Below are 18,946 nucleotides of genomic sequence, written 5' to 3'. Positions count from 1 at the left end.
CGAAGATGCCTCACGTCCTGCCCGCCTTGCCCTATGCCTTCGACGCCCTGGAACCGCACATCGATGCGCAGACCATGGAAATCCACCACAGCAAGCACCACCAGACCTACATCAACAACCTGAACGCTGCGCTGGAAGGCACAGAGTTCGCCGAAGTTCCGCTGGAAACGTTGCTGCAGAAGCTCGACCGCCTGCCCGAGGCACTGCGCGCGCCGGTGATCAACAACGGCGGCGGCCACGCCAACCACTCGTTGTTCTGGACCGTGATGGCTCCTGACGGCGGTGGTCATCCGCAGGAGGAGTTGGGCCAGGCCATTGACGCTCAACTGGGCGGCTACGAGGCCTTCTGCCAGGCGTTCACCAAGGCGGCATTGACTCGCTTTGGTAGCGGCTGGGCGTGGCTGAGCGTCGATCCGCAGGGCCAACTGGTGGTGGAAAGCACCGGCAACCAAGACAGCCCGCTGATGCAGGGCAACTTGCCGATCCTCGGGCTGGACGTCTGGGAGCACGCGTACTACCTGCGCTATCAGAATCGCCGGCCGGAATACATTGCCGCGTTTTACAACGTCGTCGCCTGGCCGGAGGTGCTCCGACGTTACCGCGAGGCACGGCAGGCGCGGGGGCAAGGATGAAACCGAAGGGCGTCCCATGCGTCTGATCGTGCAGAGTCTGCGTGAAAGCGGAGGACGCAATTTGCGTTGGTTGCTGGGGCTGATCATTGTCCTCGGCGGCGGTCTGCTGGTGGCCCAGCACCTGATGCTGCTGGCGCGCTTGTCGCTTTCCCCGCAGCTGTACCTGGCCTTGCATGGCGGCATGCTCTGTGCGCTCGGGACTGCCCTGGGCGCGCTGCCCGTGCTGCTGGTGCGCAGCATGCCGGCGCGAATCGCTGACGCCATGCTCGGTTTCGGCGCCGGCGTGATGCTGGCGGCCACCGCATTCTCGCTACTGCTTCCCGCGCTGGAGGCGGCTGAAGCCTCGGGCCGGCCCACCTGGCTGGCCTCGGTGCTGGTCAGCCTCGGCCTGGCGCTGGGGGCCTTCGGTCTCGCGGTGTTCGGCCGAGTACTGGAAGATGCGCAGGCCAATATCCGGGGCGTCTCTGATGGAAAGGTTCCTGCGCGCATCCTGCTGTTCGTTGCTGCCATCGTCCTGCACAACATTCCCGAGGGCATGGCCGTCGGAGTCGCCGCCGGGGGAGAGGTGCAAGGCGCCAGCGGATTAGCGCTGGGCATCGCGCTGCAGGACGTGCCGGAAGGGCTGGCGATTGCGCTGGTACTGGCCGGGGCAGGCGTGTCACGCGGCAAGGCGGCGTTGGCGGGCGCGGCGTCCGGGCTGGTCGAGCCGCTGTTCGCGGTGCTCTGCGCCTGGCTGATCGGCATCTCGCGGATGTTCCTGCCCTGGGGGCTGGCCGCGGCAGCGGGAGCGATGCTCTATGTGGTGGTGCGCGAGATCATCCCCGAATCACAGCGGCGCGGCCATGCGGCGCAGGCCACCCAGGGGCTTATCATCGGCTTCTGTCTGATGATGGTGCTGGATACGTCGCTGGGCTGATCGAAGGCCCGGCGAGTCACTCGCCTTCGTCGAAGTAGTTGTTGATCAGTTCGACCAGCGCCTTGAGCGCCTCGTCTTCCTGCTCGCCTTCGGCAGCGAGGTGCAGATTGGTGCCCTTGCCGGCGGCGAGCATCATCACCGCCATGATGCTCTTGCCGTCTACCGTACTTTCCGGATTGCGCCCTACGCGAACCTGACAGGGATAACGTCCTGCCACGCCGACGAATTTGGCCGCCGCACGGGCGTGCAGGCCAAGCTTGTTGATGATGGTGATTTCGAGGGCGGGCATCGCGAGGGGCTGTCCTTTTGTTGTCTGTCGCTGCTTAGCTCAGGTCGCGGTGGCGAATCTGTACGTTGGTGAGGGTTTCCTTGAGGGCCTGACCGATGCGCTCGGCAATATAGGTCGAGCGATGCTGGCCACCGGTGCAGCCGATGGCGATGGTCACATAGGCCCGGTTGCTCGCGGCGAAGCGCGGCAGCCATTTGTTCAGGTAGGCGAGGATATCCTGGTACATCTCTTCTACATCCGGTTGCGCCGCCAGGTATTCCTGGACTTCCACTTCCAGCCCGGTGTGCTCGCGCAGTTCCGGTTTCCAGTAGGGATTGGGCAGGCAGCGCACGTCGAACACCAGGTCCGCGTCCACCGGCATGCCGCGCTTGAAGCCGAAGGATTCGACCAGGAAGGCGGTGCCCAGTTCGGGCTTGTTCAGCAGGCGCAGCTTGAGCACGTCGCGCAGCTGATACAGGTTGAGATTGGTGGTGTTGAGCTTGAGATCCGCCAGGTCGGCGATCGGTGCCAGCAGGTGCGTCTCGTCGGCGATGGCTTCGGCCAGTGAGCGGCTGTCGGTGGTCAGCGGGTGGCGCCGGCGCGTCTCGGAGAAGCGCTTGAGCAGCGTTTCATCATCGGCATCGAGGTACAGCACGTCGCACTGGATGTGCTTGTCGCGAGCTTCCTGCAGCAGCTCGGGAAAACGCTGCAGCTGGCTGGGCAGGTTGCGCGCGTCGATGGAGACGGCGACCTGCGGGTGCAGCAGCTCGGTGTGCAGCAACGCACGCTGGGCCAGGTCCGGGAGGAGGCTGGCCGGCAGGTTGTCGATGCAATAGAAGCCGTTGTCCTCGAGCACGTTGAGCGCTGTGCTCTTGCCCGAGCCGGATCTTCCACTGACGATGATCAGGCGCATGATCAGTGCCCGTTGTTCTGGAAGTCCACGACGATCCGGTACAGGTCCTCGCCGTTGGCGGCGTGACGCAAACGTTCGCGGACGTCGGAGCGGTCGAGCATGGAGGCGATCTGCCGCAGCAGTTCCAGGTGCTCCTCGGTGGCGGCTTCCGGCACCAGCAGCACGAACACCAGGTCGACCGGCGCGCCGTCGAGGGCGTCGAAATCTACCGGGTGATCCAGGTGCAGGATGGCGCTGATCGGCGACTGGCAGCCGGGGAGGCGGCAGTGCGGAATGGCGATGCCATTGCCGAAGCCGGTGGAGCCCAGGCGTTCCCGGGCCACCAGGCTGTCGAAGATGTCTTGGGAATCGAAACCCGGCAGCTCGCGAGCCACCAGGTTGGCGATTTGTTCGAGGACACGTTTCTTGCTGCCGCCCGGCACGTTCACGAGGGAACGGCCGGGGGTCAGGATTTGCTCAAGTCGGATCATAGGGAGGGGTTAACGGACGCCAACACCTTGCTGGCGTTCGAGGTATTTTTCCTTGTGCTTGATCAGTTGGCGGTCGAGCTTGTCGGTGAGCAGGTCGATGGCCGCGTACATGTCTTCATGTTCGGCGCAGGCCACCACTTCGCCACCGGCGATGTGGAGGGTGGCTTCAATTTTCTGCTTCAGCTTCTCGACCTCCATGATGACCTGAACATTGGTGATCTTGTCGAAGTGGCGCTCCAGTCGGCCAAGTTTCTCGCCGACATAGTCGCGCAGGGCGTCGGTCACATCCAGTTGATGTCCACTGATGTTGACTTGCATACCGCTTTCTCCTTGTTGCCCGTGTGTAAGTGGCAGGTTATGGGGCCTGCCGCCGGAACACCTTGGCGTGGATCAACGTCACACCAGCCGCTTGCGCTCGCTCGAGGGAGAGATTCCTAGGGACTCCCGGTACTTGGCGACGGTACGACGTGCCACTTGAATGCCCTGTGCTTCCAGTAAACCAGCGATCTTGCTGTCACTCAATGGCTTTTTCGGACTTTCCGCCGCGACCAGTTTTTTGATGATGGCGCGGATCGCGGTGGACGAGCACTCGCCGCCCTCGGAGGTGCTGACGTGGCTGGAGAAGAAATACTTGAGCTCGAAGATGCCACGCGGCGTGTGCATGAATTTCTGCGTGGTGACGCGGGAGATGGTCGATTCGTGCATGCCCACGGCTTCCGCGATGTCGTGCAGGACCAGTGGTTTCATCGCTTCCTCGCCGTATTCGAGGAAGCCGCGCTGGTGCTCGACGATCTGGGTCGCCACCTTCATCAATGTCTCGTTGCGGCTCTGCAGGCTCTTGATGAACCAGCGCGCTTCCTGCAGCTGGTTGCGCATGAAGGTGTTGTCGGCGCTGGAGTCGGCGCGGCGCACCAGGCCCGCATACTGCGAGTTCACGCGCAGGCGCGGTACCGCTTCCTGGTTCAGTTCCACCAGCCAGCGCTCGTTGTGCTTGCGCACGATGACATCCGGAACCACGTATTCGGCTTCGCCGGACTCGATCTGCGAACCGGGGCGCGGGTGCAGCGACTGGATCAGTTCGATGGTCTCGCGCAGCTCGTCTTCCTTGAGCTTCATGCGCCGCATCAGCTGGCTGTAGTCGCGGCTGCCGAGCAGGTCCAGGTGGTCGTTGACCAGGCGGATGGCCTCGGCCAGCAGGTAGGTCTTGGTGGGCAGCTGGCGCAGCTGCAGGAGCAGGCATTCGCGCAGGTTGCGGGCACCGACGCCGGCGGGCTCGAGCTGCTGCACACGGCGCAGGACGACTTCCACTTCGTCCATCTCCACGCCCAGTTCAGGGTCAATGGAGGCGAGGATGTCGTCCAGGGACTCTTCGAGGTAACCGTCGTCGTTGATGCCGTCGATGATGCTCAGGGCGACCAGGCGATCGGTGTCGGACATCGGCGCCAGGTTCAGTTGCCAGAGCAGATGGCTCTGCAGGCTTTCGCCGGCGGAGGTACGGGAAGTGAAGTCCCACTCGTCGTCATCGTTGCTGGGCAGGCTGCTGGCGCTGGTCTGGTAGATGTCTTCCCAGGCGGTGTCGACCGGCAGCTCGTTGGGAATACGCTCGGCCCACTGGTCCTCGTCGAGGCTGTCGGCGTTGGGCGTGGTGCTTTCCTGGAAGTTGTCCTGGGAGTTGTTGCTGGTGCCGTTGGCGCCAGATTCGGCGCCGTCGGCCATGGGATCGCTGTTGTCGTAGTCCTCACCTTCTTCCTGGCGCTCCAGCATCGGGTTGGACTCCAGGGCTTCCTGGATTTCCTGTTGGAGGTCCAGCGTGGAGAGCTGGAGCAGTCGGATGGCCTGTTGCAGCTGCGGGGTCATCGTCAGCTGCTGGCCCATCTTGAGGACTAGCGATGGTTTCATGGCTGGAACTAGGCACCTTGTTCGCTGGCGCAAAGCGCGCCATATCCACGACTACGGACGCCGGGGCGCCGCGAGGAAGCAAATTATATGCCTGAGTTTGGGCGCTTTGCCTAGGGGCTGTCGACCTTTCGTTACAACCCGGTTGCGCCAGGGGCGATTGGGCGGCCGAATGCGGCGCGGAACAACCGGCGAACCGGGCCGCGCGAAGAGGGGGAGGCGGGGTGGCCGCGCCCTGGCAGGGCGCGGCGCAGGGCCTTAGAGGCGGAACTCGTGGCCCAGGTAGACTTCCTTCACCAGGTCGTTGGCGAGGATGCTCTCGGCGCTGCCTTCGGCGATCAGTTGACCGTCGTTGACGATGTACGCCGTTTCGCAGATATCCAGGGTTTCGCGGACGTTATGATCGGTGATCAGGACACCGATGCCCTTGGCCTTGAGGTGATGGATGATCTGCTTGATGTCGCCCACGGAGATCGGGTCGACACCGGCGAAAGGTTCGTCCAGCAGGATGAACTTCGGCGAACTGGCCAGTGCACGGGCGATCTCCACGCGGCGACGCTCGCCACCGGAAAGGCTCATGCCGAGGTTGTCGCGGATGTGGTGGATGTGGAACTCCTCGAGCAAGCCTTCCAAGGCTTCCTGGCGTCCGGCGCGATCCAGGTCGCTGCGGGTTTCGAGGATGGCGCCGATATTGTCCGCCACCGACAGCTTGCGGAAGATCGAGGCTTCCTGCGGCAGGTAGCCGATGCCGGCGCGGGCGCGTCCGTGCATGGGCAGGTGGGTGACGTCCTGCTCGTCGATGCGCACGACACCCTGATCGGCGCGAACCAGGCCGACGATCATGTAGAAGCAGGTGGTCTTGCCCGCTCCGTTGGGGCCGAGCAGGCCGACGATCTGCCCGCTCTCGATGCTCATGCTGACATCGCGGACGACTTGCCGGCTCTTGTAGCTCTTGGCGAGGTGCTGGGCGGTTAGCGTAGCCATTACTGCGCTTGATCCTGCTTTTTCTTGGGCTGGATGACCATGTCGATACGCGGGCGCGGCGTGGTCACCTGGGACCCGGTGGCGCGGCCTGCGTTGACGATCTGGCGCTGGGTGTCGTAGACGATCTTCTCGCCCTCGAAGGTATTGCCTTCCTGGATCACCTTGGCCTGGTCGATCAATACGACGCGGTTCTGGGTGACGAAGTACTGGATCGTCAGGCCGTAGGCCTGAGTGATCTGCTTGTCCGGCGCCGGCTTCTGCTCGAAGTAGGCAGGCTTGCCGACCGAGGTGACGACTTCGATGTCACCATTCTTGTTCTGCTTGAGCGTGACGGTGTTGCCAGTCAGCTTCATGCTGCCCTGGGTTACCACCACGTCGCCGCGATACACGGCTACGCCCTGCTTGTCGTCCAGTTCGGCGCTGTCGGCCTGAACCCGGATCGGCTGTTCCCGGTCGGTGGGAAGAGCCCAGGCGGCACTGCTGCCGATGGCGGCGGCGAGGCTGAAAAGAAGGGGGAGGGTGTTAACGAGCCTCATGCTGACCTCTTACGTTGGACAGCAGGAGCATCCGGCTGTCTTTCAGATACGCTTTCATGCCAACTGCCGTGGTGACACCGTTGGGTTCAGTGATCTTCACGGGCTGGTCAGTCTGCGCATAGTCCTTGTCTGGGAACACCGTCATGCGCGAGGTGTTGAGCAGGAGCGTGCGTTGCTGTGCGTCGGTGCGCGCAACACGCACGTCATCGATCAGCTCGACCTGCTTGCCTTCGGGGGCCACTTCGGCGTGAACGCTCTGGACATGCCACGGCTGAGACTCGTTCTCCCGGTGGAAGTAGAGGTCAGGCGTAGTGACCAGGGTCACGTCGGTTGCTTTCAGGTGTTCGAGTTTGTCGGCGGTCATCTCGTAGGCGAGGGAGCCGTCGATGCGGTACTGAACGCTCTTGGCGTTGACCACGTAGAAGTCGATGGCGTCGCTGGTCTGCGACTTGAGTTGCCGCTCGTTGAAATCCAGACGCACGTTCCAGTAATAGCCGAGGGCGATCAGCAGGATGGCGATCAGGGCGAGCAACAGCTTCTGTTGGAGTGTCTTGGGCATGTTCGGCTCTAGAGGTACGCGTTCTGGGCAGCTTCGAGGTTGCCCTGAGCGCGCAGGATCAGTTCGCAGAACTCGCGGGCGGCGCCTTCGCCGCCACGGGCCTGGGTAACGCCGTCGGCATGCTGGCGCACGAAGGCGTCGCCGCTGGCGACCGCCATGCCCAGGCCGGCGCGGCGGATGGCCGGCAGGTCGGGCAGATCGTCGCCCAGGTACGCGACTTCTTCATAGCCTAGACCCAGTTCGGCGAGCAACTCGTCCAGGGCGACCAGCTTGTCCTCGCGGCCCTGGAACAGATGGTTGATGCCCAGGTTCTTCGCCCGCCGCTCGACCACCGGGCTCGAGCGGCCGGTGATGATCGCGGTGCTTACGCCGGAGTTCATCAACATCTTGATGCCCTGGCCGTCCAGGGTGTTGAAGGTCTTGAACTCGCCGCCGTCGGGCAGGAAGTAGAGCTTGCCGTCGGTGAGCACGCCATCGACGTCGAATACCGCCAGGCGGACCGCTTTCGCGCGTTGCAGCAGGTCGGCGGTCATTCAGATGACTCCCGCGCGGGTCAGGTCGTGGACGTGCAGGACGCCGACCGGGTGGTCCTTGTCGTCGACAACCACGAGTACGTTGATCTTGTGGTCGTCCATGATCTTCAGGGCTTCGGCAGCGAGCATATCCGGGCGGGCAGTCTTGCCGTGCACGGTCATCACCTGATCGATGGTGACCGTGCGCACGTCCAGCCCCTTGTCCAGGGTGCGGCGCAGGTCTCCATCGGTGAAGACCCCGGCGAGCTTGCCGTCTTCGCCGAGGATGACGGTCATGCCCAGGCCCTTGCGGGTCATTTCCAGCAATGCGCCACTGAGCGAAGTGCCGGGGGAAACCTGCGGCAATGCTTCACCCACGTGCATGATGTTTTCCACTTTCAGCAACAATCGACGGCCCAGCGCCCCGCCTGGATGCGAGAAGGCGAAGTCTTCGGCGGTGAAGCCGCGCGCTTCGAGCAGGGCGATGGCGAGCGCGTCGCCGATCACCAGAGACACCGTGGTGGAGGAGGTCGGCGCCAGGTTCAGCGAGCAGGCTTCGTGCTCCACGCTGGCGTCGAGGTTCACCGCAGCAGCCTTGGCCAGCGGTGATTCGGCGTTGCCGGTCATGCTGATCAGGGTGATACCCAGGCGCTTGATCAGCGGCAGCAGAGTGACGATTTCCGCGGTGGAGCCGGAGTTGGAGAGGGCCAGGACGACGTCGTCCTTGGTGATCATGCCCATGTCGCCATGGCTGGCCTCGGCCGGGTGCACGAAGAACGACGGTGTGCCGGTGCTGGCCAGGGTGGCGGCGATCTTGCGTGCGATATGGCCGGACTTGCCCATGCCGACCACGACGACGCGCCCCTTGCAGTTCAGCAACAGTTCGCAGGCCAGCGAAAAATCGGTGCCGATGCGCGGCAGCAGGGCGTCCACCGAGTCACGCTCGAGGCGGATGGTGCGTTGTGCCGACTGGATGAAATCGTGTTTCTGGCTCATGTTCGAAAGGCGCGGGGCAAAATGAAGTGCGAGATTATAACGGGAAAGCGACAAAGGCTTCATCACTGGCAACTCAATGTTGAACGCATTTTGCTGAACTGGGCCTTAACAGCGGCTTAGCAGCCCTTGGGGCGCGGCTTCACGGGGTGTTATAGTTCGCGGCCGTTCGGCCTGCCGCGCCGTGTTTCTGCCGTATGACAGACGGGGCAACGGACAGCGCCGTGATGAAAGGAGTTCTATGAGCACCAATGACCAATACGCGGTCGAGCTGAAGGGCCTGAGCTTCAAGCGTGGCACGCGTAAGATTTTCGATAACGTGGACATCCGCATTCCACGCGGCAAGGTCACCGGGATCATGGGGCCGTCGGGGTGTGGCAAGACCACCCTGTTGCGACTGATCGCCGCCCAACTGCGTCCGGCGAGCGGCGAAGTGTGGGTCAACGGCCAGAATCTCCCCACGCTGGGGCGCAGCGACCTGTTCGACATGCGCAAGCAGTTCGGCGTGTTGTTCCAGAGCGGTGCGCTGTTCACCGATCTCGATGTCTTCGAGAACGTTGCCTTCCCGCTGCGCGTGCACACCGAGCTGCCCGAGGACATGATTCGTGACATTGTCCTGATGAAGCTCCAGGCCGTTGGCCTGCGCGGGGCGGTGGAGCTGATGCCCGATGAGCTGTCCGGCGGTATGAAGCGCCGTGTGGCGCTGGCCCGCGCCATCGCGCTGGACCCGCAGATCCTCATGTACGACGAGCCCTTCGTGGGTCAGGACCCGATCGCCATGGGCGTGCTGGTGCGCCTGATCCGCCTGCTCAACGATGCCCTGGGCATCACCTCCATCGTTGTGTCCCACGATCTGGCGGAAACGGCGAGCATCGCTGACTACATCTATATCGTCGGTGACGGCCGTGTGCTCGGTCACGGAACGCCGGCCGACCTGCAGGGTCTCGATGATCCGCGAGTGCGCCAGTTCATGAAGGGCATCCCGGATGGGCCGGTGCCGTTCCACTATCCTGCTCGCGATTACCGCGCCGACCTGCTGGGAGAACGTTGATGCGCAAGACTTCATCGCTCGAGCGAGTTCGCCTGCTCGGGCGCGCGGGCCTCGATGTCCTCGAGTCGCTGGGCCGTTCGAGCCTGTTCCTGGTCCACGCCATTTTCGGCCGCCGGGTGCACAGCGGCGCCTTCCAGTTGCTGGTCAAACAGCTGTATTCGGTGGGTGTGCTGTCCCTGGCGATCATCGTCGTGTCCGGCCTGTTCATCGGCATGGTGCTGGCGCTGCAGGGCTACAACATCCTGGCGAGCTACGGTTCGGAACAGGCGGTCGGCCAGATGGTTGCGCTGACGCTGCTGCGTGAACTGGGGCCGGTAGTCACCGGTCTGCTGTTCGCCGGGCGTGCAGGCTCCGCGCTGACGGCCGAGATCGGCAACATGAAATCCACCGAGCAGTTGTCCAGCCTGGAGATGATCGGCGTCGACCCGCTCAAGTACATCATCGCTCCGCGCCTTTGGGCCGGCTTCATCTCGATGCCGCTGCTGGCAGCTATCTTCAGTGTGGTCGGCATCTGGGGCGGCGCCCTGGTCGCCGTGGACTGGCTGGGTGTGTATGACGGTTCGTACTGGTCGAACATGCAGAACAGCGTGCAGTTCACCAAGGACATTCTCAATGGCGTGATCAAGAGCGTGGTGTTCGCTTTCGTCGTGACCTGGATCGCCGTGTTCCAGGGTTATGACTGCGAACCCACCTCAGAGGGGATCAGCCGCGCCACCACCCGTACCGTTGTGTATGCCTCCCTGGCCGTGCTGGGGCTGGACTTCATCCTGACCGCCTTGATGTTTGGAGACTTCTGATGCAAACCCGCACCCTGGAAATCGGTGTAGGCCTGTTCATTCTGGCCGGCCTGCTGGCCCTGCTGCTGCTGGCCCTGCGTGTCAGCGGACTGACCATCGGCAATTCCGGCGATACCTACAAGCTGTATGCCTATTTCGACAACATCGCCGGCGTTACCGTTCGTGGAAAGGTCACCATGGCGGGTGTCACCATCGGCAAGGTCACTGCGGTGGACCTGGACCATGACAGCTATCGTGGTCGTGTGACCATGGAGATCAATCGTCAGGTCAACAACCTGCCGGACGACTCTACCGCCTCCATCCTCACTGCTGGCCTGCTGGGCGAGAAGTACATCGGCATCAGTGTCGGTGGCGACGAAGAGCTGCTGAAGGATGGCGATACCATCAAGGACACCCAGTCGGCACTCGTGCTGGAAGACCTGATCGGCAAATTCCTGCTGAATTCGGTCAACAAAGACGACTCGAAGAAATGAGGGCTCACTCCATGTTGAAAACCTTGCGCCGTGGCTTCCTGGTCCTGCTCGCGGTCCTGCCGCTGTTCGCCCAGGCCGAGCAGACTGCTCAGCAGGTCGTGCAGCAGACCGTCGACAGCCTGCTGTCGGACCTGAAGACCAACAAGGCCAGCTACAAGGCCAATCCCCAGGCGTTCTACGACACCCTGAACCGCATCCTCGGCCCGGTCGTGGATTCCGAGGGCATCGCCAAGGGCGTGATGACCGTCAAGTACTCCCGCCAGGCGACGCCGGAGCAGGTCAAACGCTTCGAGGAAACCTTCAAGAACAGCCTGTTCCAGTTCTACGGCAACGCGCTGCTGGAGTACGACAACCAGGACATCCGCGTGCTGAACAGCGGCAAGCAGGAGCAGGATCGCGCTTCGGTGAACATGGAAGTGGTCGGCAGCAATGGCGCCGTCTATCCGGTGCAATACACCATGGTCAACCAGGGTGGCGATTGGCGCCTGCGTAACGTGATCATCAACGGCATCAACATCGGCAAGCTGTTCCGTGACCAGTTCGCCGACTCCATGCAGAAGAACCGCAACGACCTGGAGAAGACCATCGCCGGTTGGGGCCAGGTCGTCGCCAAGGCCAAGGATGCGGCCAAGGGCCAGCCGGAAGGCAGCGCAGAATGAGTCAGGGCAGTATCACGGAGCGCAGTGAGGGCGACCTAGCCCTCGCCGGCGTGCTGGACTACAGGACCGGCCCGGCGCTGCGCGAGCAGGGCAGAAGCCTGATCGCCGCCAGCAAGGCCGCGTCGCTGCGCCTGGACTGCTCGGCGGTGGAACACTCCAGTAGCGTCGGATTGTCGCTGCTGCTGTCCTACACCCGTGATGCGCGCAAGGCTGGCAAGACGCTGCAGATCTCTGGGATGCCCAAGGACATGCAGGAAATCGCCAAGGTTGGCGAGCTTCTCGAGATTCTGCCGTTACAGCATTGAAACAGTGAGAAAGCCCTCCGTCCGCGACTTCCCCTGCCGGGGTTCGCAGGCGGGGGGCTTTTTTGTATCATGGCCGACCCGCGCGCGTAGGGCGCCGAACGAGGTTGAGCATGCAGGCCGTAGAAGTCAAAAACTTCCTGGAATCGAAACTGCCAGGTACCCAGATCGAAGTGGAAGGCGAAGGCTGCAATTTCCAGCTGAACCTGATCAGCGACGAGCTCGCCGGCCTGAGCCCGGTCAAGCGCCAGCAACAGATCTATGCCCACCTGAACGAGTGGATCGCCTCCGGCGCCATCCATGCCGTCACCATGAAATTCTTCAGCCGCGCCGCCTGGGCCGAGCGTTCCTGAGCCCACGGGGAAATTAGCAATGGATAAACTGATCATTACCGGCGGTACTCGTCTCGATGGCGAGATTCGCATCTCCGGCGCGAAGAACTCTGCGCTGCCGATCCTCGCCGCAACCCTGCTGGCGGACACCCCGGTGACCGTCTGCAACCTGCCGCACCTGCACGACATCACCACCATGATCGAGCTGTTCGGCCGCATGGGCGTGCAGCCGATCATCGACGAGAAGCTCAACGTCGAAGTCGACGCCAGCACCATCAAGACCCTGGTGGCACCGTACGAGCTGGTGAAAACCATGCGTGCGTCGATCCTCGTGCTCGGCCCGATGGTCGCCCGGTTCGGCGAAGCCGAAGTCGCCCTGCCCGGCGGCTGCGCCATCGGTTCGCGTCCGGTTGACCTGCACATCCGCGGCCTGGAAGCCATGGGCGCAGAAATCGCCGTCGAAGGCGGCTACATCAAGGCCAAGGCCCCGGCCGGCGGCCTGCGCGGCGCGCACTTCTTCTTCGATACCGTCAGCGTGACCGGTACCGAGAACATCATGATGGCCGCTGCACTGGCCAATGGCCGCTCCGTGCTGGAAAACGCCGCGCGCGAGCCTGAGGTCGTCGACCTGGCTAACTTCATCAACGCCATGGGCGGTGATGTGCAGGGTGCCGGTACCGATACCATCGTGATCAACGGTGTAAAAAGCCTGGGTGGCGGTGCCAAGTACAACGTCATGCCCGACCGCATTGAAACCGGCACCTACCTGGCGGCGGCGGCTGCCACCGGCGGCCGCGTCAAGCTCAAGGATACCGATCCGACCATCCTCGAAGCGGTGCTGGCCAAGCTGGTCGAAGCCGGCGCGCACATCACCACCGGCAGCAACTGGATCGAGCTGGACATGAAGGGCAACCGGCCGAAGGCGGTGAACATCCGCACTGCGCCGTACCCGGCATTCCCGACCGACATGCAGGCCCAGTTCATCTCCATGAACGCCATCGCCGAAGGCACCGGCGCGGTCATCGAGACCGTGTTCGAGAACCGCTTCATGCACGTCTATGAAATGAACCGCATGGGCGCGCAGATCCTGGTCGAAGGCAACACTGCCATCGTCACCGGCGTTCCGCAGCTCAAGGGCGCACCGGTCATGGCGACCGACCTGCGCGCATCCGCCAGCCTGGTGATCGCTGCCCTGGTGGCCGAAGGCGACACCATGATCGACCGCATCTACCACATCGACCGTGGCTACGAGTGCATCGAAGAGAAACTGCAACTGCTCGGGGCGAAGATTCGCCGCGTGCCGGGCTAGGGCAGAATCAGACGATGCTGACGATTGCCCTGTCCAAGGGCCGTATCCTCGACGACACCCTGCCGCTGCTTGCAGCGGCAGGCATCGTGCCGACCGAGAATCCGGACAAGAGCCGCAAGCTGATCATCCCCACCACCCTCGATGACGTGCGCCTGCTGATCGTGCGCGCCACCGACGTGCCGACCTACGTCGAGCATGGCGCCGCCGACCTCGGCGTGGCGGGCAAGGACGTGCTCATGGAGTACGGTGGCCAGGGCCTGTACGAGCCGCTGGACCTGAAGATCGCCAACTGCAAGCTGATGACCGCCGGTGCGGTCGGTGCGCCGGAGCCCAAGGGGCGTCTGCGCGTGGCCACCAAGTTCGTCAATGTCGCCAAGCGCTACTACGCCGAGCAGGGTCGCCAGGTCGACGTGATCAAGCTGTACGGCTCCATGGAGCTGGCACCGCTGATCGGCCTCGCCGACAAGATCATCGACGTGGTCGACACCGGTAACACCCTGCGTGCGAACGGCCTGGAGCCCCAGGAACTGATCGCGCACATCAGCTCGCGCCTGGTGGTGAACAAGGCCTCGATGAAGATGCAGCATGCTCGCATCCAGGCGCTGATCGACACCCTGCGCGAAGCCGTCGAAGCTCGACACCGTCACTGATACCCACCGCGACCCCGGTCGCGGCAGAGCCCGCCAAGGATGGCGGGAATGCCGAAAACGCAGGGAGCAGCTTTTCGGCCCTATCCGTGTCATAGCCAAATTTTCTCGGGTGCCCGCACGGAAGGCTTGATAGTCTTGCGGCGCCCGAGATCATGCCAATTAAAGAGGCCAGCTATGACCGCACCCTTCGCTATCCGTCGACTCAACGCCGCCGATCCGGACTTCGCGCGTCATCTGGACCATCTGCTCTCCTGGGAAAGCGTGTCCGACGATGCGGTGAACCAGCGCGTGCTGGACATCATCGCTGACGTGCGCAAGCGCGGTGACGCTGCCGTAGTGGAATTCACCCAACGCTTCGACGGTGTCGACGCCAAGACCATGGCCGACCTGATCCTGCCGCGCGAGCGCCTGGAGCTGGCTCTGACCCGCATCACCCCGGCTCAGCGCGAAGCTCTGGAAGTCGCCGCCGAGCGCGTACGCAGCTACCACGAGAAGCAGAAGCAGGACTCCTGGCGCTACACCGAAGCCGATGGCACCGTGCTCGGCCAGCAGGTCACCCCGCTGGATCGCGCCGGCCTGTACGTGCCGGGCGGCAAGGCGTCCTACCCGTCTTCCGTGCTGATGAACGCCATTCCGGCCAAGGTCGCCGGCGTCGCCGAAGTGGTGATGGTGGTACCGACCCCGCGCGGCGAAATCAACGAAATCGTCCTGGCTGCCGCCTGCATCGCCGGCGTCGACCGCGTCTTCACCATCGGCGGCGCCCAGGCCGTGGCCGCGCTGGCCTACGGCACGGAGAGCGTGCCGCAGGTGGACAAGATCGTCGGCCCGGGCAACATCTATGTCGCCACCGCCAAGCGCCACGTGTTCGGCCAGGTCGGCATCGACATGATCGCCGGCCCGTCGGAAATCCTCGTGGTCTGCGACGGCGGCACCGATCCGGACTGGATCGCCATGGACCTGTTCTCCCAGGCCGAGCACGACGAGGACGCCCAGTCGATCCTGGTCAGCCCGGACGCCGCCTTCCTCGACAAGGTCGCCGCCAGTATCGAGAAACTGCTGCCGACCATGGAACGCGCCGAGATCATCCGTACCTCGCTGACCAACCGTGGCGCGCTGATCCTCGTTGCCGACCAGGAGCAGGCCTGCCAGGTTGCCAACCGCATCGCCCCGGAACACCTGGAGCTGTCGGTGGCCGACCCGGAAAGCTGGCTGCCGAAGATTCGCCACGCCGGCGCCATCTTCATGGGCCGCTACACCGCCGAGGCGCTGGGCGACTACTGCGCCGGCCCGAACCACGTGCTGCCGACCTCCGGCACCGCGCGTTTCTCTTCGCCGCTGGGCGTGTACGACTTCCAGAAGCGCTCCTCGATCATCTTCTGCTCCGCGCCGGGCGCTTCCGAGCTGGGCAAGACCGCGTCGATCCTGGCCCGTGGCGAGTCGCTGACCGCCCACGCGCGCAGCGCCGAATTCCGCATCCTTGACGGCAAGAGTGAGTAACCCATGAGCAAATTCTGGAGCCCCTTCGTCAAGGAACTGGTGCCCTATGTTCCTGGCGAGCAGCCAAAGCTGGCCAAGCTGGTCAAGCTGAACACCAACGAAAACCCCTACGGCCCGTCGCCGAAGGTGGTCGCCGCGATCCAGGCCGAGCTGAACGACACGCTGCGCCTGTATCCGGACCCGAACGCTGACCGCCTGAAGCAGACTATCGCCGAATACCACGGTGTGAAGACCGCCCAGGTCTTCGTCGGCAACGGCTCGGACGAAGTCCTGGCCCACGCCTTCCACGCGCTGTTCCAGCACGGCAAGCCGCTGCTGTTCCCCGACGTGACCTACAGCTTCTATCCGGTCTACTGCGGTCTCTACGGCATCGAGTTTGAAGCGCTGCCGCTGGACGAGCAGTTCCAGATACGCGCCGAGGATTACGCACGCCCGAACGGCGGCATCATCTTCCCCAACCCCAACGCGCCCACCGGTTGCCTGCTGCCGCTAGGAGCCATCGAGCGCCTGCTGCAAGCCAGCCCGGACAGCGTGGTGCTGGTGGACGAGGCCTACGTCGACTTCGGTGGCGAGACCGCGATTTCCCTGGTCGACCGCTACCCGAACCTGCTGGTGGCGCAGACCCTGTCCAAGTCGCGTTCGCTGGCGGGCCTGCGGGTCGGTTTCGCGGTGGGGCATGAAGACCTGATCGAAGCGCTGGAAAGGGTGAAGAACAGCTTCAACTCCTACCCGCTGGACCGCCTGGCGCTGGCCGGTGCGGTGGCGTCCTTCGAGGACCAGGCCTACTTCGAGCAGACCTGCAGCGCGGTTATCCACAGCCGCGAGAAGCTGGTGGCCGAGCTCAAGACCCTGGGCTTCGAGGTGCTGCCGTCGGCGGCGAACTTCATCTTCGCCCGCCACCCGCAGCGTGACGGTGCTGAACTGGCCGCGGCCCTGCGCGAAGAGGGCGTGATCGTGCGTCACTTCAAGCAGCAGCGGATCAACCAGTTCCTGCGCATCAGCATCGGCACCGAGGAGCAGAACCAGGCTCTGATCGATGCCCTGCGACTGAAGTTGTAAGGCTTTCGCTGGTAACGAAAACGGCGCCCGAGGGCGCCGTTTTTCATGACTCCGGAAAAGAGCCCGGTATCAATTGGCGTTGGGCGCGGGCGGCGGGCGCAGGCCGACTTCGGCGTTGAGTGTTACCGGCTTGCCGTTGCGCAGCACTTCGATGGTGATCTTCTCGCCCGGCTTGGTGCGCGCCACCTGGTTCATCGAGCGGCGGCCATCGCTGGCGGCCTCGCCATCAATGTTCAGGATGATGTCGCCCGGCAGCAGGCCGGCCTTGGCGGCGGGGCCGTCGCGGTAGACGCCGGCGACGACGATGCCGGCCTTGTCCTTGAGGTCGAAGGATTCGGCCAGTTCCGGGGTCAGCGGCTGCACTTCCACACCGAGCCAGCCGCGGATCACCTGGCCGTGCTCGATGATCGACTGCATGACTTCCAGAGCCAGCTTGGTCGGAATGGCGAAGCCGATGCCCTGGGAGCCGCCGGATTTGGAGAAGATCGCGGTGTTGATGCCGATCAGGTTGCCGTTGGCGTCCACCAGCGCGCCGCCGGAGTTACCGGGGTTGATCGCCGCATCGGTCTGGATGAAGTCTTCGTAGGTGTTCAGGCCCAGCTGATTGCGGCCAGTGGCGCTGATGATGCCCATGGTGACGGTCTGGCCGACGCCGAACGGGTTGCCGATGGCCAGGCAGACATCGCCGGTGCGGATGCCATCGGAGCGGCCGAGCATGATCGAAGGCAGGTCCTTGAGGTCGATCTTCAACACTGCAAGGTCGGTTTCCGGGTCGCTGCCCACCAGGCGGGCGATGGTCTCGCGGCCATCACGAAGGGCCACGACGATCTGGTCAGCGCCGGAGGTCACGTGGTTGTTGGTCAGCAGATAGCCTTCGGGACTCATGATCACTGCCGAACCCAGGCTCGATTCCATGCGCTTCTGTTGCGGCAGGTTATCGCCGAAGAAGCGCCGGAACAGCGGGTCGTCGAGCATGGAGTTGTTCGGCTTGCTGACCATCTTGGTGGTGTAAAGATTGGCCACTGCAGGCGAGGAGCGGGTCACGGCGTCAGCGTAGCTGACCGGGCCTTGCTGGATGCGGCTGAGCAGTGGAGCCTGTTGCAGGTGCACTTCCTGCTGCGGAAGGCCGACCCATTGCGGGTTATGCTGGATGATCAGCAGCGCCAACAGGACGCCAACCAGCACGGGCCAGCCGAGAAAACGCAGGGCCTTCAGCATCGAAGAAAATCCTTGGGGTTGCTTGGCCGGGGGATGGCCGATAGGGTGGCGGCCATTATACGGGCGGCGAGCCAAGAAAATAGACGCTCGCAGCCGATGTTGGAGGAATTTCGATGGCTATCGCACTGAGCACGCTGGTCGAGGAAGCGGACCGTTTCCTGGAGGCAGCGAAGATCCAGGATTACTGCCCCAACGGCCTGCAGGTCGAGGGCCGGCCGCAGGTGCGGCGCATCGTTTCCGGTGTCACCGCCAGCCAGGCGCTGCTGGATGCCGCCGTGGAAGCGGACGCCGATGTGGTGCTGGTCCACCACGGCTATTTCTGGAAGGGCGAGGATGCCCGGGTGGTCGGCATGAAGCAGCGACGCCTGAAGACCCTGCTGAACCATGACATCAGCCTGCTGGCCTATCACCTGCCGCTGGACCTGCATGCCGAGGTGGGCAACAACGTGCAGCTCGGCCGTCAACTCGGTTTCGAGATCGAAGGGCCGCTGGAGCCCGGCAACCCGCGCTCCATCGTCCTGGTAGGCTCGCTGGTCGAACCCATGCTGCCGAGCGATCTGGCGCTCCATGTGCGCGATGTGCTGGGTCGCGAGCCGTTGCTGGTGGATGGCGGCCAGCCGATCCGTCGCATCGCCTGGTGCACCGGTGGCGCCCAGGGCTACATCGACCAGGCGATCGCCGCGGGCGTCGATGCTTATCTGACCGGCGAAGTCTCCGAACAGACTGTGCACAGCGCGCGGGAGAATGGCATCAGCTTCATCGCCGCCGGCCACCACGCTACAGAGCGCTACGGTGTGCAGGCGCTGGGGGATTACCTGGCCAGGCGCTTTGCCATCGAGCACCTGTTCATCGATTGCCCGAACCCTGCCTGACTCTTCGGCGCCATGAAAAAAGCCGGCTCAAGGAGCCGGCTTTTTTCA

24 protein-coding genes are annotated in these 18,946 nt (G+C 63.7%); 13 read left to right on the top strand and 11 right to left on the bottom strand.

All coding sequences use genetic code 11. The features are described from left to right. Positions 1–5: 5 nt before the first annotated feature. Positions 6–632 (top strand): superoxide dismutase, encoded by a 627-nt coding sequence (locus A9513_RS02960; protein WP_024766549.1) that lies wholly within the window; start codon positions 6–8, stop codon positions 630–632. A gap of 16 nt (positions 633–648) precedes the next feature. Continuing rightward, positions 649–1,548: a ZIP family metal transporter gene (locus tag A9513_RS02955; RefSeq protein WP_065083922.1), complete on the top strand. Its 900-nt coding sequence runs from the start codon at positions 649–651 to the stop codon at positions 1,546–1,548. 16 nt (positions 1,549–1,564) lie between these two features. On the opposite strand, the gene A9513_RS02950 is transcribed toward A9513_RS02955, so the two are convergent. From A9513_RS02950 to A9513_RS02905, 10 genes are all read right to left on the bottom strand, one after another. Next, positions 1,565–1,837 carry an HPr family phosphocarrier protein gene (locus A9513_RS02950; protein ID WP_024766547.1) on the bottom strand — a complete coding sequence of 91 codons (273 nt, stop codon included), beginning with the start codon at positions 1,835–1,837 and terminating at the stop codon, positions 1,565–1,567. A gap of 34 nt (positions 1,838–1,871) precedes the next feature. Then, positions 1,872–2,729: an RNase adapter RapZ gene (gene rapZ, locus A9513_RS02945; RefSeq protein WP_024766546.1), complete on the bottom strand. Its 858-nt coding sequence runs from the start codon at positions 2,727–2,729 to the stop codon at positions 1,872–1,874. 2 nt (positions 2,730–2,731) lie between these two features. Further along, positions 2,732–3,199, bottom strand: a complete 468-nt coding sequence (gene ptsN, locus A9513_RS02940; protein ID WP_024766545.1) for a PTS IIA-like nitrogen regulatory protein PtsN — start codon at positions 3,197–3,199, stop codon at positions 2,732–2,734. Positions 3,200–3,208: 9 nt separating this feature from the next. Further along, positions 3,209–3,517, bottom strand: coding sequence for a ribosome hibernation-promoting factor, HPF/YfiA family (gene raiA / locus A9513_RS02935; RefSeq protein WP_017518151.1), 309 nt, complete (start codon positions 3,515–3,517; stop codon positions 3,209–3,211). 78 nt (positions 3,518–3,595) lie between these two features. Then, on the bottom strand, positions 3,596–5,098 hold the full coding sequence (locus A9513_RS02930; protein ID WP_081754068.1) for an RNA polymerase factor sigma-54: 1,503 nt from the start codon (positions 5,096–5,098) through the stop codon (positions 3,596–3,598). Between the two features lie 255 nt (positions 5,099–5,353). Further along, positions 5,354–6,079, bottom strand: coding sequence for an LPS export ABC transporter ATP-binding protein (gene lptB / locus A9513_RS02925; protein ID WP_037009811.1), 726 nt, complete (start codon positions 6,077–6,079; stop codon positions 5,354–5,356). Then, complete coding sequence (lptA, locus tag A9513_RS02920; protein WP_024766543.1) at positions 6,079–6,615, bottom strand: lipopolysaccharide transport periplasmic protein LptA; 537 nt, start codon at positions 6,613–6,615, stop codon at positions 6,079–6,081. Before lptA ends, lptB begins: the two co-directional genes overlap by 1 nt. Then, positions 6,602–7,174 (bottom strand): LPS export ABC transporter periplasmic protein LptC, encoded by a 573-nt coding sequence (gene lptC, locus A9513_RS02915; protein ID WP_024766542.1) that lies wholly within the window; start codon positions 7,172–7,174, stop codon positions 6,602–6,604. The genes lptA and lptC overlap by 14 nt, the downstream gene beginning before the upstream one ends. Positions 7,175–7,182: 8 nt before the next feature. Continuing rightward, positions 7,183–7,707, bottom strand: coding sequence for an HAD family hydrolase (locus A9513_RS02910; RefSeq protein WP_037009806.1), 525 nt, complete (start codon positions 7,705–7,707; stop codon positions 7,183–7,185). Continuing rightward, a complete protein-coding gene (locus tag A9513_RS02905; RefSeq protein WP_024766541.1) occupies positions 7,708–8,682 on the bottom strand; it encodes a KpsF/GutQ family sugar-phosphate isomerase in 975 nt (324 codons plus the stop codon). Between the two features lie 238 nt (positions 8,683–8,920). Between A9513_RS02905 and A9513_RS02900 the strand changes: the two genes are divergently transcribed. The 10 genes from A9513_RS02900 (at position 8,921) to hisC (ending at position 16,808) form a co-directional block, all read left to right on the top strand. Continuing rightward, positions 8,921–9,730 (top strand): ATP-binding cassette domain-containing protein, encoded by an 810-nt coding sequence (locus A9513_RS02900; protein ID WP_024766540.1) that lies wholly within the window; start codon positions 8,921–8,923, stop codon positions 9,728–9,730. Next, complete coding sequence (gene mlaE, locus A9513_RS02895; RefSeq protein WP_024766539.1) at positions 9,730–10,527, top strand: lipid asymmetry maintenance ABC transporter permease subunit MlaE; 798 nt, start codon at positions 9,730–9,732, stop codon at positions 10,525–10,527. The genes A9513_RS02900 and mlaE overlap by 1 nt, the downstream gene beginning before the upstream one ends. Beyond that, on the top strand, positions 10,527–11,000 hold the full coding sequence (gene mlaD, locus A9513_RS02890) for an outer membrane lipid asymmetry maintenance protein MlaD (RefSeq protein WP_024766538.1): 474 nt from the start codon (positions 10,527–10,529) through the stop codon (positions 10,998–11,000). The genes mlaE and mlaD overlap by 1 nt, the downstream gene beginning before the upstream one ends. An 11-nt stretch (positions 11,001–11,011) precedes the next feature. After that, entirely contained in the window at positions 11,012–11,659 is a 648-nt protein-coding gene (locus A9513_RS02885; RefSeq protein WP_065083921.1) for an ABC transporter substrate-binding protein, read from the top strand. Further along, positions 11,656–11,964 (top strand): lipid asymmetry maintenance protein MlaB, encoded by a 309-nt coding sequence (locus tag A9513_RS02880; protein WP_024766536.1) that lies wholly within the window; start codon positions 11,656–11,658, stop codon positions 11,962–11,964. The genes A9513_RS02885 and A9513_RS02880 overlap by 4 nt, the downstream gene beginning before the upstream one ends. 110 nt (positions 11,965–12,074) lie before the next feature. Continuing rightward, positions 12,075–12,314 (top strand): BolA family protein, encoded by a 240-nt coding sequence (locus A9513_RS02875; protein ID WP_017518139.1) that lies wholly within the window; start codon positions 12,075–12,077, stop codon positions 12,312–12,314. A gap of 19 nt (positions 12,315–12,333) precedes the next feature. Then, positions 12,334–13,602, top strand: a complete 1,269-nt coding sequence (gene murA / locus A9513_RS02870; RefSeq protein WP_024766535.1) for a UDP-N-acetylglucosamine 1-carboxyvinyltransferase — start codon at positions 12,334–12,336, stop codon at positions 13,600–13,602. A gap of 14 nt (positions 13,603–13,616) precedes the next feature. Further along, positions 13,617–14,252, top strand: coding sequence for an ATP phosphoribosyltransferase (gene hisG, locus A9513_RS02865; RefSeq protein ID WP_024766534.1), 636 nt, complete (start codon positions 13,617–13,619; stop codon positions 14,250–14,252). A gap of 174 nt (positions 14,253–14,426) precedes the next feature. After that, positions 14,427–15,749, top strand: coding sequence for a histidinol dehydrogenase (gene hisD, locus A9513_RS02860; RefSeq protein WP_037009800.1), 1,323 nt, complete (start codon positions 14,427–14,429; stop codon positions 15,747–15,749). A gap of 3 nt (positions 15,750–15,752) precedes the next feature. After that, positions 15,753–16,808: a histidinol-phosphate transaminase gene (gene hisC, locus A9513_RS02855; RefSeq protein ID WP_024766532.1), complete on the top strand. Its 1,056-nt coding sequence runs from the start codon at positions 15,753–15,755 to the stop codon at positions 16,806–16,808. 69 nt (positions 16,809–16,877) lie between these two features. Here hisC and algW read toward each other — a convergent pair whose 3' ends face one another. Continuing rightward, complete coding sequence (algW, locus tag A9513_RS02850) at positions 16,878–18,026, bottom strand: Do family serine endopeptidase AlgW (RefSeq protein WP_024766531.1); 1,149 nt, start codon at positions 18,024–18,026, stop codon at positions 16,878–16,880. 113 nt (positions 18,027–18,139) lie between these two features. Here algW and A9513_RS02845 point away from each other — a divergent pair, with 113 nt between their 5' ends. Next, positions 18,140–18,898 carry a Nif3-like dinuclear metal center hexameric protein gene (locus A9513_RS02845; RefSeq protein WP_024766530.1) on the top strand — a complete coding sequence of 253 codons (759 nt, stop codon included), beginning with the start codon at positions 18,140–18,142 and terminating at the stop codon, positions 18,896–18,898. Positions 18,899–18,946 lie beyond the last annotated feature (48 nt).

The organism is Pseudomonas sp. AU12215, assembly GCF_001675465.2.
GTDB classification, from domain to species: Bacteria; Pseudomonadota; Gammaproteobacteria; order Pseudomonadales; family Pseudomonadaceae; genus Pseudomonas; species Pseudomonas nitroreducens.
The sequence above is the reverse complement of the archived record's forward strand: the minus strand, read 5'-3'. Positions and strand labels throughout refer to the sequence as shown.

Bases quoted from the DNA above. Each gene is read 5' to 3' on its own strand.
- A9513_RS02960 (WP_024766549.1), top strand. From the start codon at position 6: ATGCCTCACGTCCTGCCCGCCTTGCCCTATGCCTTCGACGCCCTGGAA.
- A9513_RS02955 (WP_065083922.1), top strand. From the start codon at position 649: ATGCGTCTGATCGTGCAGAGTCTGCGTGAAAGCGGAGGACGCAATTTG.
- A9513_RS02950 (WP_024766547.1), bottom strand. From the start codon at position 1,837: ATGCCCGCCCTCGAAATCACCATCATCAACAAGCTTGGCCTGCACGCC.
- rapZ (WP_024766546.1), bottom strand. From the start codon at position 2,729: ATGCGCCTGATCATCGTCAGTGGAAGATCCGGCTCGGGCAAGAGCACA.
- ptsN (WP_024766545.1), bottom strand. From the start codon at position 3,199: ATGATCCGACTTGAGCAAATCCTGACCCCCGGCCGTTCCCTCGTGAAC.
- raiA (WP_017518151.1), bottom strand. From the start codon at position 3,517: ATGCAAGTCAACATCAGTGGACATCAACTGGATGTGACCGACGCCCTG.
- A9513_RS02930 (WP_081754068.1), bottom strand. From the start codon at position 5,098: ATGAAACCATCGCTAGTCCTCAAGATGGGCCAGCAGCTGACGATGACC.
- lptB (WP_037009811.1), bottom strand. From the start codon at position 6,079: ATGGCTACGCTAACCGCCCAGCACCTCGCCAAGAGCTACAAGAGCCGG.
- lptA (WP_024766543.1), bottom strand. From the start codon at position 6,615: ATGAGGCTCGTTAACACCCTCCCCCTTCTTTTCAGCCTCGCCGCCGCC.
- lptC (WP_024766542.1), bottom strand. From the start codon at position 7,174: ATGCCCAAGACACTCCAACAGAAGCTGTTGCTCGCCCTGATCGCCATC.
- A9513_RS02910 (WP_037009806.1), bottom strand. From the start codon at position 7,707: ATGACCGCCGACCTGCTGCAACGCGCGAAAGCGGTCCGCCTGGCGGTA.
- A9513_RS02905 (WP_024766541.1), bottom strand. From the start codon at position 8,682: ATGAGCCAGAAACACGATTTCATCCAGTCGGCACAACGCACCATCCGC.
- A9513_RS02900 (WP_024766540.1), top strand. From the start codon at position 8,921: ATGAGCACCAATGACCAATACGCGGTCGAGCTGAAGGGCCTGAGCTTC.
- mlaE (WP_024766539.1), top strand. From the start codon at position 9,730: ATGCGCAAGACTTCATCGCTCGAGCGAGTTCGCCTGCTCGGGCGCGCG.
- mlaD (WP_024766538.1), top strand. From the start codon at position 10,527: ATGCAAACCCGCACCCTGGAAATCGGTGTAGGCCTGTTCATTCTGGCC.
- A9513_RS02885 (WP_065083921.1), top strand. From the start codon at position 11,012: ATGTTGAAAACCTTGCGCCGTGGCTTCCTGGTCCTGCTCGCGGTCCTG.
- A9513_RS02880 (WP_024766536.1), top strand. From the start codon at position 11,656: ATGAGTCAGGGCAGTATCACGGAGCGCAGTGAGGGCGACCTAGCCCTC.
- A9513_RS02875 (WP_017518139.1), top strand. From the start codon at position 12,075: ATGCAGGCCGTAGAAGTCAAAAACTTCCTGGAATCGAAACTGCCAGGT.
- murA (WP_024766535.1), top strand. From the start codon at position 12,334: ATGGATAAACTGATCATTACCGGCGGTACTCGTCTCGATGGCGAGATT.
- hisG (WP_024766534.1), top strand. From the start codon at position 13,617: ATGCTGACGATTGCCCTGTCCAAGGGCCGTATCCTCGACGACACCCTG.
- hisD (WP_037009800.1), top strand. From the start codon at position 14,427: ATGACCGCACCCTTCGCTATCCGTCGACTCAACGCCGCCGATCCGGAC.
- hisC (WP_024766532.1), top strand. From the start codon at position 15,753: ATGAGCAAATTCTGGAGCCCCTTCGTCAAGGAACTGGTGCCCTATGTT.
- algW (WP_024766531.1), bottom strand. From the start codon at position 18,026: ATGCTGAAGGCCCTGCGTTTTCTCGGCTGGCCCGTGCTGGTTGGCGTC.
- A9513_RS02845 (WP_024766530.1), top strand. From the start codon at position 18,140: ATGGCTATCGCACTGAGCACGCTGGTCGAGGAAGCGGACCGTTTCCTG.